The following is a 14,731-nucleotide window of genomic DNA, read 5'->3' on the forward strand; positions in this document are numbered from 1 at the left end:
ATGGAAACGATAACCCCCTCAATACCGGACAACGGACGGACCCGAACCCCGCCCGCGCGTTATTGCGCCGCGTGCCGGGTTCCGATAGACCCGGCAAGGCTGGCCGTGATGCCCCAGGCGCGCTGCTGTGTGGCCTGCCAGGCACGACGGGAGCGGCGGCGTGTGGGTTAACGTGCTTAAAGACTCTATTGCCCCGGCGCTCTCTGCTGCCAGCACCGCAGGGGCGCTGTTTATGTGGCTGATGCGCCGCTCCTTTGCCGGACGCGAGCAGGTCGAGCGCCTTAACGCCCGTCTGCTGACGGTAGAAACCCAGCTGGGTAATGCGCCGTCGGCACAGACAGTGCATGCCCTGAAAGTGGAAATCACCGAGCTGCGCGGCGATTTGAAAGAAACCCGCGCCAGCTTGCAGGCGGTGACGCATCAGCTAGAGTTACTGGTGGAAAAAGCCCTTTACCGGAGTGACGGATGATTGACGATATTTTGACGCAAGACCAACGCCTGGTGATAGTGCGTTCACTGAATGAGTATCACGGCGAATTAAATGAATCGGTGTTGCAGGACTGCCTCGACGCCTACGGTCATAAGGTGTCGCGCGACCGGGTGCGCGTGTTACTGGCCTGGCTGGCGGAGCAGGACCTGTTGCGGCTTGATACCTTGCCCGGGGGTTATCTAGTGGCCCATCTGAGCGGGCGCGGGCAGGAGGTCGCCGAGGGTCGCGCAACCGTGCCGGGCGTGAAGAAGCCACGTCGGCGCTAGGGAGGTCGCGATGGAAGAAAACCTCACGCGCGGGCGCGCCAGTAAGGTGGATTTATTACCGGCGGATATTCGTCAACGCCTGTTTGCCCTGCTGCGAGAAAAACGCATTACCCAGTTACAGATTGTGGACGAGATTAACCGCCTGATTGATGCCGCAGGCCTCCCGGTCGAGCAACAACTGTCCCGCTCAGGGGTGAACCGGCTGGCAACGCAAAACGAGCGCGTGGCGCGGGATTTACGCGAGCTGCGTGAGCAGACCCGCGCCCTGACCGCTGAACTGGGCGAAAAACCCACCGGCGAAACCTCGCGGCTGATTATGGAGATGGCGCGCTCCCTGCTGTTCAAGGGCATCCGCAAGCACCAGATTGCCAGCCAGGATAACGACGAGATTGATATTGATTTTCTCAAAGAAGCCATGCTGGCCGCCCAGCGCCTGGAGCGCACGGCAGAGATGAGCCACAAGCGCGAGGCACAAATCCGCCAGGCTTATGCTGAGGAAGCGGCGAATGCCGTCAGTGAAGCGCTCCGTGGACAAGAGGGCATGAGTCACCAGATGGAAAGCAAAATCCGCGACATTTTGCTGGGTAAGGCCTAATGCATTTTTTAACGGTTTGATTTTTAATGGAAACAGACAATGCGAACCGCTGAACAACCGGCCCCGATGCACCGATTGACCGACCCGCGCAAAATTGACCTGCGCGAGGCCACCCGCGCCTGCGGCGTCGATGTGCCCGAATCACTGGCGTTACCCGAAAATGAACCGGTGTTTTTGCCTTATCAACAACGCTGGTTCCTCGACGACAGCCCGGTGTGCATTGCCGAAAAATCCCGCCGTACCGGCCTGACCTGGGCCGAGGCCGGGCGCAACGTCATCACCGCCAGCAAGTCGCGGCGCGATGGCGGACGCAACGTGTTTTACGTCGGCAGCAAGAAGGAGATGGCGCTGGAATATATTGCCGCCTGCGCGCTGTTTGCCCGCGCCTTTAACCAGCTGGCCCAGGCCGATGTTTACGAGTCCACTTTCTGGGACAGCGAGAAACACGAGGAAATTCTCCAGTACATGATCCGCTTTCCGCACAGCGGCTTTAAAATTCAGGCGTTAAGCGCTCGCCCGTCCAACCTCCGTGGCTTGCAGGGCGACGTGGTGATTGACGAGGCGGCGTTCCATGAATCCCTTGAAGAGCTGCTCAAGGCGGCGCTGGCGCTCAACATGTGGGGCGCGCGGGTGCGGTTGATTTCCACCCATAACGGGGTCGATAACCCGTTTAATGCCTACATTCAGGACGCCCGCGAAGGGCGCAAGGATTACAGCCTGCACCGCATCACGCTCGATGAGGCGATTGGCGAGGGACTGTATCGCCGTATCTGCACGGTCACCGGGCAGATGTGGTCGCCTGACGCCGAAAAATCGTGGCGCGATAACCTGTATAAAAATGCCCCCAATCGCGAATGTGCCGAGGAGGAATACGGCTGTGTGCCGCGCAAGTCGGGCGGTGCCTATCTTGCCCGCCCGCTGATTGAGGCGGCGATGGCCCCGACAGGCCGTGTCCCCCTGCTGCGCTTTGAGGCCCCGGCGGTATTTGAACTGTGGAGCGCCGCGCAGCGTGAAGCTGAAGTGGAGGCCTGGTGTCAGGCGCACCTCGAGGCGGTGCTGACGACCCTTGCGCCGGACTGTCGTTACTGTTTCGGCGAGGACTTTGCTCGCAAGGGCGATCTGTCGGTGTTTGTGGTACTGGCCATCGCCCCGGATTTAAGCAAGCGCGAGGCGCTGCGCGTCGAGCTGCGCAACGTCACCTATGACCAGCAAAAGCAGATAATGCTCACCATCCTGACCCGGCTGCCGCGTCTGGTGGGGGCCGCCTTTGACGCCACCGGCAACGGCGGCTATCTGGCCGAAGCCGCCCGGCTGCATTTCGGCCCGGACATGGTGGATTGCGTCACGCTCTCGGCAAAATGGTATGCCGAATGGATGCCCAAACTGAAAGGTGAGCTGGAAGCGCAAAACCTGACCCTGGCCCGCCATCAGTCCACGCTGGATGATTTGCTGCATATCAAGGTAGTGAACGGGATACCGCAAATTGACAAGGGCCGCAGCAAGGATACGCCGTCAGGCGTTCAGGGCGCGCGCCGTCACGGCGACTATGCGGTGGCGCTCTGTATGGCCAACCGCGCCGCCGCGCTGGACGGTTTTGTGCTGGATGAGGCGGCCTGTCAGGCATTGCCAGCCCGTATCCGGGCGATGGAGTATGCCGATGAGGTCGGCGATGACGATGATAACGCTGATGAGCGAGGATGCTGGTAATGAAAAGGCTTGTAGATATTCAGGGACAGCCGCGGGTGTTTTCACCGGACAGCCAGACGGCAAAGACCGATATTCCCCAGGTGGCCAGCCGTGCGCCAGAACATCCGGCGTCCGGTATCACCCCTAACCGTGCCGCACGCTGTTTGCGGGCGGCAGAGCACGGTGACATGACCGCTCTGGTGGATTTGGCCGCCGATCTGGAAGAAAAAGATACCCATCTGTTTTCTGAACTCAGCAAGCGCCGCCTGGCGCTGCACAGTGTGGAATGGCGTATTCAGCCGCCGGATAACCCCAACGCCCAGGAGAAAGCCCAGGCAGTGGCGCTGGAAGCGCGGCTCACCGATGCGCCCTGGTTTGACAATGCGCTGTTTGACGCCACCGACGCCCTTCTCAAAGGCTATGCGATGCAGGAAATTATCTGGGGTCCCCGGCGCGGCGGCGAATTTTTCCCGCGCGCTGTCCACTGGCGCGATCCGGCGTTGTTCTGCGTCAATCCCGACGACTACCGCGAGCTGCGGCTGCGCGATGGCAGCTATGCCGGACAGGTGTTACAGCCGTTTGGCTGGATTTGCCATGAGGCCAAGGCCAAAACCGGCTACCCCGGCACCCAGGGGCTGGTGCGCACGCTGATTTGGCCGTTTATCTTCAAGAATTACAGCGTGCGGGATTTCGCCGAGTTTCTGGAGATTTACGGACTACCGTTGCGGGTGGGGAAATACCCCAGCGGCGCGAGTGCCGAGCAGAAAAGCGCCCTGATGCGGGCGGTGATGGATATTGGCCGCCGGGCCGGGGGGATTATTCCCGCCGGCATGAGCCTGGAGTTTGAGGCCGCCGCTAACGGTCAGTCTGACCCGTTTATGGCGATGATTGCCTGGGGAGAGCGCGCGATATCTAAAGCGATCCTCGGCGGGACACTGACCTCAGAGGCGGGCGATAAAGGCGCGCGCTCGCTGGGCGAGGTGCACAATGCGGTGCGCAAGGAGATCCGCAACGCCGATTTACGCCAGCTGTCACGGACCTTTAACCGTGATCTCATTTATCCGCTGCTGGCACTGAACAGCCCGGTCCCGCTTGACCCGCGGCGACTCCCCCGCCTGGTGTTTGATACGCTGGAATGTGAGGATATGGCCAGCTTTGCCGAGGCTATTCCCAAACTGGCGACCGGCATGGCGATACCGGTTTCCTGGATCTACGATAAGCTGCGCATTCCAGTGCCGGATGGCAATGAGGCGGTGTTTACCGTCTCGTCACCACCGGCAGTGGCGCAAACGGCGCTATCCGCGACCCTCACACCGGCAGCGCCGATAAGCGACGCGCTGGACGCGGTGCAGACAGCACTTGACGCCCCGGGATTGAACGCCAGTGCCGACCCGCTACTGGCACCGGTGATAGCCGCTATCCGTGAGCAGGGGCCAGAGGCGGCGCTGGAGCAGGCGGCGATTCTTTACCCCGAGATGGACGACCGCGCGCTGATTGAACTGCTGACCCGCGCCACCTTTGCACTGGAAGTCTGGGGGCGTCTCGATGCCACAACCGATTGATTTGGGCGTCGTCGCCCGCCTGCCGCCAAAAGAGGCCATCGCCTACTTCCGCGCCAAGGGGTATCACATCACCTGGAACTGGTTTGAGCAACAGGCGGACGTTCATGCCCGGATATTTACCGTCGCCAAGGCGGCGCGGCTGGACGTCCTGAGTGCGATCCGTGACGAGGTGGATAGAGCAAAATCACAGGGAATATCCCGGCAGGATTTTATCGACACGCTGACGCCCCGGCTGCAAACGCTCGGATGGTGGGGGAAGCAGGTCGTGGTCGACAGCCAGGGCAAGGCCGAAGTCGTACAACTGGGCAGCGCCCGCCGTCTGGCGACGATATATAACGTCAATACCCGCGTCGCCTATAATGCCGGGCGCTATGCACAGATGATGGCCACCGCAGACCTGTATCCCTACTGGCAGTATGTCGCCGTCGGGGATAGCCGCACCCGGCCCTCGCATGCCGCCCTGCATGGCAAGGTCTTTCGTTACGATCACCCCTTCTGGCAAAGTCATTACCCGCCCAACGGGTTTAACTGCCGCTGCCGGGTACGCGCCTTGTCAAAACGCCGACTCGATGCGTTGGGCCTGCACGTTACGGAAGAGGCCGGTCAGCTACACACGCATGAGGCAGCGGCGGGTGTCGATAAGCGTAGTGGGGAAATCGTCACCAGCCCCGTGACCACCTTTGATGATGGCAAGGTAAAAATGACGCCGGATGTGGGTTGGTCCTATCACCCCGGCGCGGCGGCGTTCGGTGTTGACCAGACCATGATCCGCAAACTCCTTGAGGTCAAAGACGCGGCGCTGCGTGAAGCCGTGGTGCAGGATCTGAACAACAGCCCGGTGCGTCAGTTGAGTTTTTCGCTGTGGGCCACGCGCATTATGCAAAGCCGGCGTGCCGGCAACGGCATTCACACGCTGGGCTTTTTGCCGGAAGCCATTGCCCGTGCGGTACAGGCACGCACGGGGCAAGCACCGGCCCGTCTGCTGGCAATGAGCGAAAAAAACCTGTTGCATGCCGACAGTGACAAGCACCCTAAAACCGGGGTGGCATTGTTGCCCGAGGATGTGGCCGCACTTCCTGGCTTGTTGGCAAAGCCTCAAGCTGTACTCTGGGATAAGGCTCACCAAAACCTGCTTTTTCTTGTGCCAGGAAAAGCGGGGCTGGCACGTATTGTGGTTAATGCGTCTTATGGCGTTAAGAAACACCCGGATACCCTGGATGTGGTGATCAATGCTTATCGCATTCTCAACCTCAATAAAGTGAAATCTGATTTGGCCGGTGGCAAGCTAGAACTGCTGGCAGGAACGTTAGACTAAACCGGTGGCAGGGATCGAACCTGCATACATGTTATGCCCCATTGCTGGGACTGACATCGACTTTACCATTAAGCGTACACCGGTCTATTGGCTGTATTTTAACCGACCCCCATACGGAGGGCAAGATGTCACAGACTGAATTAACCGCAGTGATTGATCGCCAGCGCCTGCAAACCCTGTTTGCTGAACTGCAACGCGTTGGCGAAGACGGCAAGGCGATCACCCGTATCGTTGCCGCCAGCCTCCTTTCGGCCACTGAGCAGGCGTTTGAACGCGAACGCGCGCCGGATACCGGGGCAGCTTGGGCACCCTTGAGCGATCCGTATCGCCGCTGGCGTGAGCGGCACGGCTATAGCCCGATCAAGGTGTTAACCCGTGAGGGCGATATGGCGCGCTCGGTGAGCATCGACTGGGGGGATAGCTGGGCGCGTATCGGGGCCAATGCGCCGCAGGCGGCCATCCATCAGTGGGGCGGCAAACCGGGGATGCGTCCGGGGCCGGCAGCCATCCCGGCCCGTCCGTTTATGGGACTGGATCCGACCGGCGAGCGGGATATCCTTGACGCCCTGGCGCAACGCCTGTCCAACGCCCTGCACCCATAAACGCCAGTGCGCCCCACCACGCGATGATGACGGAGAAGGTATACCTTGCATCAAAAAAATCTTTTGAACGCGCTACGGCGTTTTTGAAGGGGTTTTGAACGGGGTTATTCAGGCGATCGCCCGCCGTTGTCAGTGCCCATTGAAATCTGCCCCCCTGCCAACGTAAAACTGGCCCCCTCTTTGATTGTTAATGTAGCGTAATCCCACCGTCCGCACTCAGGCTGCCACACTGCCGGCATGACGACAAAACCCCCTGTTCCCAAGATAGCCTATGCGGTGCTCAACGCCGCGACGCTCTCGCCCTTTGATCATGACGGCTGGTGTCAGGTGATGCCCGCCGGCCATGTCCGGGCGCGTGACGGTCGCCCCGAGACGCCCGCCGAAGGCTGGCTGATTAACGAAGCCGCGTTTAACCGCATGGTGGCGCGGGTGGTGGCACTCAATCAGCCTGTCAAAATCGATTATAACCACCAGACGCTGTTTAAACAGGAAGCGGCCCCGGCAGCCGGCTTTGTTCCGGCTACCCCGGCACGTTTTCGCTGGGACGACAACACCGGGGTCTGGGTCAAGCCGGAGTGGAACCCGCCGGCGCTTGAGCGCCTAAAAAACAATGAATTTCCCTATTTTTCGCCGGTGATGGGCTATGACGCGCGCAGCGGCGAACCCCTGGAGCTAAGAATGTTAGCCATTACCGGCGATCCGGGTCTGACGGGCCTGCGCCCGGTGGCCGCTCTGAGCGCCGAAGATATCTACCAGGCGTTAACTGTTCCCCCTTCCTCCCCTAAGGAGCCTGCAATGAATCCATCGTTAACAGCGCTGCTGGCCGCGCTGGGCCTGACGGTGCCGGAGGGCGGCGAGCTGACCGATGAGGTCGCCACCGCCGCCCTGTCTGCCGTGACCACGCTAAAAAGCCAGGCGGACAAGGCTACCGCGCTGGAAACCACTATGGCGGCCCTGTCCGCTGACCTGAACGCCCTGAAAACCCAGGCACCGACGGCGGCCGTGGATTTACGCCGCTATGTCCCGGTCGAGACCTATAACGCGGTGCGTGAGCAGGTGGTGTCACTGTCCGCCGACCTGGGAAAAACCACCCTGGCGCAGACGCTGGACCAGGCCGAGCAGGACGGGCGGATATTGAAATCCGAGCGCCCCTACCTGGAAACACTCGGCGACCAGATGGGTGTGACGGCGCTGTCGGCGCAGCTAGCGACGCGCCAGCCGATAGCCGCCCTGACCCGGGTGCAGACCGAAACCCTGACGCTGCCGCCCGAAAACCGTGAAAAAACCGCCACCGTCGCCCTGTCGGCGGAAGAGTTACAGGCCGCGCGCGTGCTGGGGATGACCCCGGCGGCGTTCCAGAAAATCAAGACCGAGGACGCACTATAATGCCAACCCCCATTACCCCGTCGCAAATCACTGCCCTGATGACCGGCTTTCGCAAAGAGTTTCAGAACGGGCTGGCGATGGCCCCGTCTCACTATCAGCAGGTGGCGACCAGCGTGCCCTCGACGTCAAAATCCAATACCTACGGCTGGCTGGGGCAGTTTCCCGCGTTCCGTGAGTGGGTCGGTGCACGCAGTATCCAGCAGATGAAAGTCTATGGTTACACCATCAACAACAAGACCTATGAAGGTACGGTGGCCATTACCCGCGATGATTTCGAGGATGACAATCTGGGCGTGTATACCCCGCTGTTTCAGGAAATGGGGCGCGCTGCCGCCGCACAACCGGACGAACTGGTGTTTACCGCCTTGCGCGACGGCAATAAAACCGACTGCTACGACGGTAAACCTTTTTTTGATAGCGAGCATCCGGTCTATCCCAAGGTCGACGGCACCGGCACCGCCAAAAAGGTCGCCAACCAGTTGATTGAAAAAACCGGCACCGGGGCAACAGAAAAAGACTACGAGGGGGCGGTATGGTATCTGCTGGACTGCTCACGGGCGCTTAAACCGCTGATTTTCCAGAACCGCCGCCCGCCGGAGTTACTCGCCCTGACCAAGGTCGATGAGGGGCGCGCGTTTACCGATAACGAATTTGTCTTTGGTGCCTCCGCCCGGCGCAATGTGGGCTACGGCTTCTGGCAGATGGCTTACCGCATGCAGGCGTCACTGACGCTGGATAACCTCTGGAAAGGCTGGAGCGCCATGCGCGGCTTTAGTGCCGATGGCGGTCGCAAGCTGGGTATTCGCCCGACCCATCTGGTGGTGCCGGTGGAGCTGGAAAAAACCGCCACCCAGTTACTGGAGCGGGAATTACTGGCCGAGGGCAGCACCACGGTCTCTAACGAAATGAAAGGCAAGCTGACACTGTTGGTGGCGGATGCGCTCTAAACGCCCTTTAAACCGGGTTTTAACGGTCATTAACGGAGAGTCAGTGGATGTATGCCAGTGAGCAGGATTTACGCGCCCGCTATAGCGCCCCGTTGATAGAAAAACTGGTCGACGGGCGCGGCGATGAGGCGGCAGCCCGGCAGAAAGTGGACCAGGCGCTCAGCGATGCCAGCGCCCTGATGGACAGCTTTATCGCGGCCCGTTACGCGCTGCCGCTCTCGGTGGTGCCGTCGGTGCTGAAACAGCATGCCTGCACCCTGGCGTTTTACTACCTGAATGACGAGCGGGCCACTGAGCAAACCCGCCAGCGTTACCAGGATGCGCTGCGCTGGCTGGAGGCGGTGAAAAAGGGTGAACTGCCGCTCGGGGTGGATAACGATAACCAGGCTCCCGACAGTGCCGACCTGCCGCAGATGCAGGCCGAGGCGTCGGTGTTCGGGCGCAGGCAGAAGGGGTTTATCTGATGATTGTCTCCACCGAAAACGCCTTGCTGGCGCGACTACATGAGGTATTTGGCAACACGTTGCGTGATATCGCCACCCATCCCGGCGACTGGAGCGAGGCGGGGCTGCGTGATGTGCTACTTACACCGCCCTCGGTATATCTGGTGTGGCTGGGAGCGCAGGCGGGTCAAGTGAAAGGGGTGATTGACAGCCGTTTTGTTTTTTACGTGGTGGCCGAGGTTATCAATGGTGCCGAGGGAGACCGCCCCGGCCTCTACCAGATAGTGGCGCGGCTGATAGCGGGCTTGTCGGGTTTTCGTCCCGGTCATGCCGGACCGATGCGTTTTGAAGAAGGGCGCAACCTGTACACCGAGCAACAGGGGCAACATGGCGTGGTGCTGTATGGCACTTATTTCACCTGCGAGGAGCCGGTGCCGCCTTTGCTTCAGGATGACGGTGTGGATGCGTACCTGCGCCATTATCAAACCTTTACCCAGACGGACGGCAGCCCGCCGTTCGCCGCCCCTATCACCCTGCGCGGAGAGAACAACGACCATGAATGACACCGATAACGCTTTGATGCGCTTCCCTAACCCGCATGACTTACCGATGATTTTTGTGGTGCCGGCCCCGGAGCGTGCGGTGCGTGAACCGAATTCCCTGCGGATGTTACCGGATACGGGGGCCTGGGTGCCGCGCAATGCTTTCTGGCTAACACGCCTGCTGCGTTTCAAGGATGTGCTGGAAATCCCGCCCCCATCCAAACCGGCGGCCACCCGGCAAACGTCAGCCCCTGCCGCCTTGAGTAAACAGGAGTCGCCTTCATGACCATAAGCTTTAATGAAATCAGCGCCGGGGTTCGCCTACCGCTGACGCATATTGAGATTGATAATTCGCAGGCCGTCACCGGTACCCCGACCACGCTGACCCAGGTGCTGATGTTGGGTCAGGCCGCCATCAAGGACGGCAAGGTCGACGGCAGCGGCGCAGTAGACACGCCGGTCCGCATCACCCGCGCCGATCATGCCGCGACACTCTGGGGCCAGGGATCGATGCTGGCGGCGATGGTGAGGGAATTTTTAACCGATAACCCGGATGCGGTGTTAACCGTGATGGCGCAGGGTAACGGGGCGGGCAAGGCCGATGCCGGCAGCCTGACCTTATCGGGCACAGCACAACAGGCCGGGGTACTGAATGTCTATCTCGGCGGTGTGCGGGTGCGCGTGACGGTGGAGAAAGGCCAGCAGGGTAAGACGGTCGGTGATGCGTTGGCGACAGCGATTAATACCCTGCCGTCGCTGCCGGTGACCGCGGTGTCTGCCGCGCCGGGGGGTGAAAATGTCACTGCCGATCAAACGGTGGTGACCCTGACGGCACGGTTTATTTCCGACTATTCGGCGCAGGATATCCGCCTGAATTATTACGATGGCGAGATAACGCCGCCCGGGCTGGCAGTGACACTTGCCGCGCCCGCTGCACGGGCGACGAACCCTGATTTGGCCAACAGTATTGCCGCGCTGGGGGATACCCAGTATCACCATATTGTCATGCCCTGGCTCGATGCGGCTAATCTGAAATTATTGAGTGAAGCGCTGCGCGATCGCTGGGGACCGACCAAAATGTCTGACGGCATCGCCTGGGCGGCCCATACCGGCAGTCTGGGGGAAATCACCCAGTTCGGTAAGACGCGCAATGATTTTCTGCTGACCTGTAGCGGCATTCAGCGCGCCCCCGAGCCGGGCTATCTGTGGGCGGCCACCCTGTGCGCCATTGGCGCAAAACATTTAAGTCTTGATCCGGCGCGCCCGCTGCAAAGCCTGCGCCTGCCGCGACGGCTGGCGCCGGCATTGTCTGACCGGCTGCGCCCCAATGAGCGTAACCAGCTGCTGTATGACGGCATCGCTACCGTGACCGTGGGGGCCGACGATGGGGTGCAGATTGAGCGGCAGATAACCACCTATCGTACCAACGCCTATGGCGATCCGGATCCGTCTTACCTCGATGTGAATACCGTGGCGACGCTGTCTTATCTGCGCTATTCCACCGGGGTACGCATCACCCAGCGCTTTCCGCGCCATAAGCTGGCCGATGACGGTACGCCGGTGGCACCGGGGCAGGCGATGGTGACGCCGGCCATTATCCGCACCCAGTTACTGGCGCTGGCGATAGAGTGGCTGGAGGCGGGGCTGATTGAGAACTTCGAGCGCTTCCGCGACAGCCTGATTGTCGAGCGCAACAAAAACGACCGCAACCGGGTAGACGTACTGTGCAGGCCGGATGTGGTCAACCAGTTCCGCATTTTCGCAGAACAAATTCAGTTCATTTTGTAAGGGGGTACGATGGCATTTGGCAAACTGCAATACCAGGGCAAGGCCATTGTCCGGGTTAACGGGCAGGAATACCCGACCCTGACGGGGGCCACCTTTACCCCGTCCGGGGAAAAACGCGAGGAAGTGACCGGCGCACGCGTTTATGGCTACAAATCGACACCTCGCGCCGCCACGCTGGAATGCAAATTCCCGGCGCGGGGTGATCTGAGTGTGGACGTCATCAACGGCTGGCACGATGTCACGCTGGAGTTTGCCGCCGATTCCGGCGAAACGCACATGATGACCAACGCCTGGAGCAACGGGGAAGAATCCCTGACGGACGCGGGCGAAATTTCCGCCAAATTTACCGCCATTCGCAGCCAGCGTGTGGCGTAAGGAGCAAGCATGACCCACAGCATGGAAACCCTGGCGGCGGCCCACGAGGTTGAAGGGGTGTCGCCGGATATCGCCAGTGTCGCCGACGAACTGGCGCGCGGGCAACTGACCCTGGTTGACGGTCTGGTCACCGGCAGCGGTGATGATGAACAGCGCCATACGGACGTCACCCTGCGGCCATTAACCGGCAAGGACATTATTGATGCCGAATTGGCCGCCGAGCGGGTGGTGCAGACGGCTAACGGCTCAGAGTTAGTGCGTTCGCCAGCGATGGTGGAGTTTGAGCTGCTGCGCCGCCAGGTCGCCCGGCTGGGCAACCTCAACGGCCCATTGTCGCTGCTGCAACTGAAAAGCCTGTCGGCGCGGGATATTGAACGCCTTATCATCGCCCAGCGTCTGGGCGGCAGCGCGCTGGCCGGCCAGCTGGCGGCTGATGCGGGGCGACTGGATGCAGTGTCGGGAAAAAATTGAGGAAGCGGCGCTGATGCTCGCAACCGTTACCAAATCGGGCATGGACTGGGCGCTTTCCCTGCCGTTAATCCGGCTCTACCGGCACTGCCAGCAAGCCACCCATTTATTACAGCGTGAGTAACCGATGGCAGAAAAAAAAGTCAAAGCCGCCGTCATTGTTGACCTGCTGGGCACCCTGCCCCGGCAGGCGCGGCTGTTCGGTCAAAGTCTGGTCGGCATGGGGCGGCAAGGCGGCGCATCCCTGCACGGTCTCGGTCTGCGGGCGAATAGCCTGGGAAGTCAGCTTGACCGGCTGGGCCATCAGGGCCAGCGCACCTTTAGCGGTCTGCGCCTGGGGCTGGCGTCGGTGTCATCCGGTTTTGACCATCTGGAGACGCGCGCCAAGGCGGCCTATGGCGGCGTAGCACGCCTTTACGGGCTGCTGGCCGGGGGCGCGGCACTGGTTGGCCTGAAAAAAGCCTTTATCGACCCGGCGGCGGCAATGGAAAACATGACGCTGCGTCTGAACTCCCTGAACCATCATGATAAAGCCCAGACCGACGCTGACCTGAAATGGGCGCTACAGAATGCCAAGGACTCTACCTGGGGATTGCAAGGGGTGGTGCAGGAATACACCGCCAGTCGCGGGTTTGGCATAAGCCGTGAAGAAGCGCGCCACTTTATTACCATGCTGGAAGACCAGGGTGCGCGACACGGCTGGACGCTGCCGGAAGCCCAGGGAGCCTCTCTTCAGCTCAAACAGATGTATTCGCGCAAAAGCATTCAGGCGCAGGATGCAAGCCTGCTGACCGGCTATGGCATTGACGTCTATAGCGTGCTGGCAGAAAAGCTCGGCAAAAGCCGTAACGAACTGACCCAGCAAGGCGAAAAAGGGTTACTCGGGGCAAAATCGGTTGCGCTGTTGTTCCAGGCGCTGCGCGAGCAGGCCAAAGGGGCGCAGAAAGACGCCATGAACTCGTGGACGGGACTCACTTCCCAGCTGGGTCATGTCTGGCAGCAGTTCGCCGTCAAGGTAATGAATCAAGGGCCGTTTAAACGGCTTAAAACCGAGTTAAAAGACTTTCTGGATGTTGCCGGCGAGGCGCAGGAAAGCGGTTTGCAGGACCAATGGGCCAACCGGCTGGCCAGTCGTTTTAATGGCGTATTCGACAGCGCCCGCCGTGGGGTCACGCTGTTTAAAAATGGCCTGAACCGGGTCAATGCTGAATTGATAGCGCTACGCCAAGCCGGTTACGGCGACACCCTCGACACTATCGGCAAATATGCCGCTAACACCGCCAAAGCCATGCTGGCGATTTACGTCGCCTCGAAACTGGCCCGTGTCGGCATGGCGATAGCCCGTCCCGCCTGGGGGCTGTCGAGTGCGCCGGTACGCTATCCGTGGCGGGCTTATCGGTGGTGGTGTGGGCGCGGCAAAAATGCCCCGGCGGGTTTGCCTGGTCCCGCACCGTTTGCGATGGGCGGCGGACTGGGCGCGCCGGTGAGCGTGTTGGTCACCAACTGGCCGGCGGGCGGCGTCGGGGGTGGCAGTGAGACTTATGTCGATGGTAGCGGACGCACCCGCCGTAAAGGCTCGCGCCTGCGTCCGGGCCGTCCAGCGCTCTCGGTGCCGCGCTCCCGTTTGGGGCGGGCGGCCTCCGCCGTCTCAGGCTTCTTTGGCGGCCTGGTCAATCGCACTGGCGCACGGTTAAGCCGACTACCGGGCGTAAGCACGGTCGGGCGCTGGCTGTCCGGTGTGGGCGGCGGGTTGCGCGATATGGGGCAGCGCGCGCGTGGCCTGCTGGGTGGGGCCACGGCGCGGCTATCCGGTTTCACCGGCTGGCTGGGACGGTCTACGGGGGCACTCGGGCGCGGCGCAATGCGCCTGGGCGGCCCGGCGCTGACGGCGTTGTCGCTGGCCCCGACGCTGCTGGACAAGAATGCCAGCGCCGAGGATAAAGGTGGCGCACTGGGGTCGGCAACCGGGGCAACGGTGGGCGGCCTCGTCGGGGCCATCGGTGGCCCGATTGGGGCAGTGGCCGGCTCGATGCTGGGTAGCGTGCTCGGCGAAAAACTCGGCGGCTGGCTGGGCGATATCTACGCCCGGTGGGACAAGCAGGACGAGCAACAGGCGATGCCGCCACCCGTGAAAGCCCAGGCCGACATGCGTATCGCCCTGGCCCCGGGCCTGGTGCTGCAAAACAGCGCCGTCACCGACAGCAACGCCTTTGGCTTACAGCTCGATGTGTATAACGGCGATAATTATCATATTTATTGAGGTGCG

20 protein-coding genes and 1 pseudogene are annotated in these 14,731 nt (G+C 61.1%); 18 read left to right on the top strand and 3 right to left on the bottom strand.

The genetic code is table 11. From position 1 onward, the window contains the following. From V3224_RS30115 to V3224_RS16035, 5 genes are read left to right on the top strand one after another with little or no spacing between them, the layout of a single operon-like run. Positions 1 to 171, top strand: coding sequence for a TraR/DksA family transcriptional regulator (locus V3224_RS30115; RefSeq protein ID WP_442889627.1), 171 nt, complete (start codon positions 1 to 3; stop codon positions 169 to 171). Beyond that, entirely contained in the window at positions 161 to 469 is a 309-nt protein-coding gene (locus V3224_RS16020; protein WP_334467899.1) for a DUF2730 family protein, read from the top strand. Before V3224_RS30115 ends, V3224_RS16020 begins: the two co-directional genes overlap by 11 nt. Next, positions 466 to 756 (top strand): VpaChn25_0724 family phage protein, encoded by a 291-nt coding sequence (locus V3224_RS16025; protein WP_010618208.1) that lies wholly within the window; start codon positions 466 to 468, stop codon positions 754 to 756. The genes V3224_RS16020 and V3224_RS16025 overlap by 4 nt, the downstream gene beginning before the upstream one ends. Positions 757 to 766: 10 nt before the next feature. Then, positions 767 to 1,351, top strand: a complete 585-nt coding sequence (locus tag V3224_RS16030) for a DUF3486 family protein (protein ID WP_334467901.1) — start codon at positions 767 to 769, stop codon at positions 1,349 to 1,351. A 39-nt stretch (positions 1,352 to 1,390) separates the two neighbouring features. Beyond that, positions 1,391 to 3,058, top strand: a complete 1,668-nt coding sequence (locus V3224_RS16035) for a hypothetical protein (RefSeq protein ID WP_334467902.1) — start codon at positions 1,391 to 1,393, stop codon at positions 3,056 to 3,058. Positions 3,059 to 3,077: 19 nt separating this feature from the next. On the opposite strand, the gene V3224_RS30120 is transcribed toward V3224_RS16035, so the two are convergent. Then, positions 3,078 to 3,227, bottom strand: coding sequence for a hypothetical protein (locus V3224_RS30120; RefSeq protein WP_442889630.1), 150 nt, complete (start codon positions 3,225 to 3,227; stop codon positions 3,078 to 3,080). Here V3224_RS30120 and V3224_RS16040 point away from each other — a divergent pair. Next, the gene (locus V3224_RS16040; RefSeq protein WP_442889632.1) at positions 3,226 to 4,599 is read left to right on the top strand and encodes a DUF935 domain-containing protein; all 1,374 of its coding nucleotides are present in this window, start codon (positions 3,226 to 3,228) and stop codon (positions 4,597 to 4,599) included. The genes V3224_RS30120 and V3224_RS16040 overlap by 2 nt on opposite strands. Continuing rightward, complete coding sequence (locus V3224_RS16045) at positions 4,583 to 5,914, top strand: phage minor head protein (RefSeq protein WP_334467906.1); 1,332 nt, start codon at positions 4,583 to 4,585, stop codon at positions 5,912 to 5,914. Before V3224_RS16040 ends, V3224_RS16045 begins: the two co-directional genes overlap by 17 nt. Here the strand turns inward: V3224_RS16045 and V3224_RS16050 are convergent. Further along, positions 5,914 to 5,998, bottom strand: a pseudogene (locus tag V3224_RS16050). The gene V3224_RS16045 and the pseudogene V3224_RS16050 sit on opposite strands and share 1 nt — an antisense overlap. 41 nt (positions 5,999 to 6,039) lie before the next feature. Here V3224_RS16050 and V3224_RS16055 point away from each other — a divergent pair. Further along, the gene (locus V3224_RS16055) at positions 6,040 to 6,516 is read left to right on the top strand and encodes a phage virion morphogenesis protein (protein ID WP_334467908.1); all 477 of its coding nucleotides are present in this window, start codon (positions 6,040 to 6,042) and stop codon (positions 6,514 to 6,516) included. Between the two features lie 104 nt (positions 6,517 to 6,620). On the opposite strand, the gene V3224_RS16060 is transcribed toward V3224_RS16055, so the two are convergent. Beyond that, complete coding sequence (locus tag V3224_RS16060; protein ID WP_334467910.1) at positions 6,621 to 6,755, bottom strand: hypothetical protein; 135 nt, start codon at positions 6,753 to 6,755, stop codon at positions 6,621 to 6,623. Here V3224_RS16060 and V3224_RS16065 point away from each other — a divergent pair. The 10 genes from V3224_RS16065 to V3224_RS16110 are packed head-to-tail and all read left to right on the top strand — an operon-like array spanning position 6,754 to position 14,725. Continuing rightward, on the top strand, positions 6,754 to 7,902 hold the full coding sequence (locus V3224_RS16065; protein WP_334467911.1) for a phage protease: 1,149 nt from the start codon (positions 6,754 to 6,756) through the stop codon (positions 7,900 to 7,902). The genes V3224_RS16060 and V3224_RS16065 overlap by 2 nt on opposite strands. Then, positions 7,902 to 8,849, top strand: coding sequence for a Mu-like prophage major head subunit gpT family protein (locus tag V3224_RS16070; protein ID WP_334467912.1), 948 nt, complete (start codon positions 7,902 to 7,904; stop codon positions 8,847 to 8,849). Before V3224_RS16065 ends, V3224_RS16070 begins: the two co-directional genes overlap by 1 nt. Before the next feature lie 47 nt (positions 8,850 to 8,896). Then, positions 8,897 to 9,313, top strand: coding sequence for a gp436 family protein (locus tag V3224_RS16075; RefSeq protein WP_334467914.1), 417 nt, complete (start codon positions 8,897 to 8,899; stop codon positions 9,311 to 9,313). Then, positions 9,313 to 9,855, top strand: a complete 543-nt coding sequence (locus tag V3224_RS16080; RefSeq protein ID WP_334467915.1) for a phage protein Gp37 — start codon at positions 9,313 to 9,315, stop codon at positions 9,853 to 9,855. Before V3224_RS16075 ends, V3224_RS16080 begins: the two co-directional genes overlap by 1 nt. Before the next feature lie 46 nt (positions 9,856 to 9,901). Next, positions 9,902 to 10,120 (top strand): DUF2635 domain-containing protein, encoded by a 219-nt coding sequence (locus tag V3224_RS16085; protein WP_334468087.1) that lies wholly within the window; start codon positions 9,902 to 9,904, stop codon positions 10,118 to 10,120. Beyond that, positions 10,117 to 11,622 carry a phage tail sheath subtilisin-like domain-containing protein gene (locus V3224_RS16090; protein WP_334467917.1) on the top strand — a complete coding sequence of 502 codons (1,506 nt, stop codon included), beginning with the start codon at positions 10,117 to 10,119 and terminating at the stop codon, positions 11,620 to 11,622. Before V3224_RS16085 ends, V3224_RS16090 begins: the two co-directional genes overlap by 4 nt. A 9-nt stretch (positions 11,623 to 11,631) precedes the next feature. Then, positions 11,632 to 11,997: a phage tail tube protein gene (locus V3224_RS16095; RefSeq protein ID WP_334467919.1), complete on the top strand. Its 366-nt coding sequence runs from the start codon at positions 11,632 to 11,634 to the stop codon at positions 11,995 to 11,997. Positions 11,998 to 12,006: 9 nt separating this feature from the next. Then, positions 12,007 to 12,468 carry a hypothetical protein gene (locus V3224_RS16100; RefSeq protein WP_334467921.1) on the top strand — a complete coding sequence of 154 codons (462 nt, stop codon included), beginning with the start codon at positions 12,007 to 12,009 and terminating at the stop codon, positions 12,466 to 12,468. Next, the gene (locus tag V3224_RS16105; RefSeq protein WP_334467923.1) at positions 12,446 to 12,589 is read left to right on the top strand and encodes a hypothetical protein; all 144 of its coding nucleotides are present in this window, start codon (positions 12,446 to 12,448) and stop codon (positions 12,587 to 12,589) included. The genes V3224_RS16100 and V3224_RS16105 overlap by 23 nt, the downstream gene beginning before the upstream one ends. A 3-nt stretch (positions 12,590 to 12,592) precedes the next feature. After that, positions 12,593 to 14,725: a tape measure protein gene (locus V3224_RS16110; RefSeq protein WP_334467925.1), complete on the top strand. Its 2,133-nt coding sequence runs from the start codon at positions 12,593 to 12,595 to the stop codon at positions 14,723 to 14,725. Positions 14,726 to 14,731 lie beyond the last annotated feature (6 nt).

It is taken from the genome of Arsenophonus sp. PmNCSU2021_1 (genome assembly GCF_036919435.1).
GTDB classification, from domain to species: domain Bacteria; phylum Pseudomonadota; class Gammaproteobacteria; order Enterobacterales; family Enterobacteriaceae; genus Arsenophonus; species Arsenophonus nilaparvatae.

Bases quoted from the DNA above. Each gene is read 5' to 3' on its own strand.
- V3224_RS30115 (WP_442889627.1), top strand. From the start codon at position 1: ATGGAAACGATAACCCCCTCAATACCGGACAACGGACGGACCCGAACC.
- V3224_RS16025 (WP_010618208.1), top strand. From the start codon at position 466: ATGATTGACGATATTTTGACGCAAGACCAACGCCTGGTGATAGTGCGT.
- V3224_RS16030 (WP_334467901.1), top strand. From the start codon at position 767: ATGGAAGAAAACCTCACGCGCGGGCGCGCCAGTAAGGTGGATTTATTA.
- V3224_RS16035 (WP_334467902.1), top strand. From the start codon at position 1,391: ATGCGAACCGCTGAACAACCGGCCCCGATGCACCGATTGACCGACCCG.
- V3224_RS16040 (WP_442889632.1), top strand. From the start codon at position 3,226: ATGACCGCTCTGGTGGATTTGGCCGCCGATCTGGAAGAAAAAGATACC.
- V3224_RS30120 (WP_442889630.1), bottom strand. From the start codon at position 3,227: ATGTCACCGTGCTCTGCCGCCCGCAAACAGCGTGCGGCACGGTTAGGG.
- V3224_RS16045 (WP_334467906.1), top strand. From the start codon at position 4,583: ATGCCACAACCGATTGATTTGGGCGTCGTCGCCCGCCTGCCGCCAAAA.
- V3224_RS16055 (WP_334467908.1), top strand. From the start codon at position 6,040: ATGTCACAGACTGAATTAACCGCAGTGATTGATCGCCAGCGCCTGCAA.
- V3224_RS16065 (WP_334467911.1), top strand. From the start codon at position 6,754: ATGACGACAAAACCCCCTGTTCCCAAGATAGCCTATGCGGTGCTCAAC.
- V3224_RS16060 (WP_334467910.1), bottom strand. From the start codon at position 6,755: ATGCCGGCAGTGTGGCAGCCTGAGTGCGGACGGTGGGATTACGCTACA.
- V3224_RS16070 (WP_334467912.1), top strand. From the start codon at position 7,902: ATGCCAACCCCCATTACCCCGTCGCAAATCACTGCCCTGATGACCGGC.
- V3224_RS16075 (WP_334467914.1), top strand. From the start codon at position 8,897: ATGTATGCCAGTGAGCAGGATTTACGCGCCCGCTATAGCGCCCCGTTG.
- V3224_RS16080 (WP_334467915.1), top strand. From the start codon at position 9,313: ATGATTGTCTCCACCGAAAACGCCTTGCTGGCGCGACTACATGAGGTA.
- V3224_RS16085 (WP_334468087.1), top strand. From the start codon at position 9,902: ATGATTTTTGTGGTGCCGGCCCCGGAGCGTGCGGTGCGTGAACCGAAT.
- V3224_RS16090 (WP_334467917.1), top strand. From the start codon at position 10,117: ATGACCATAAGCTTTAATGAAATCAGCGCCGGGGTTCGCCTACCGCTG.
- V3224_RS16095 (WP_334467919.1), top strand. From the start codon at position 11,632: ATGGCATTTGGCAAACTGCAATACCAGGGCAAGGCCATTGTCCGGGTT.
- V3224_RS16100 (WP_334467921.1), top strand. From the start codon at position 12,007: ATGACCCACAGCATGGAAACCCTGGCGGCGGCCCACGAGGTTGAAGGG.
- V3224_RS16105 (WP_334467923.1), top strand. From the start codon at position 12,446: ATGCAGTGTCGGGAAAAAATTGAGGAAGCGGCGCTGATGCTCGCAACC.
- V3224_RS16110 (WP_334467925.1), top strand. From the start codon at position 12,593: ATGGCAGAAAAAAAAGTCAAAGCCGCCGTCATTGTTGACCTGCTGGGC.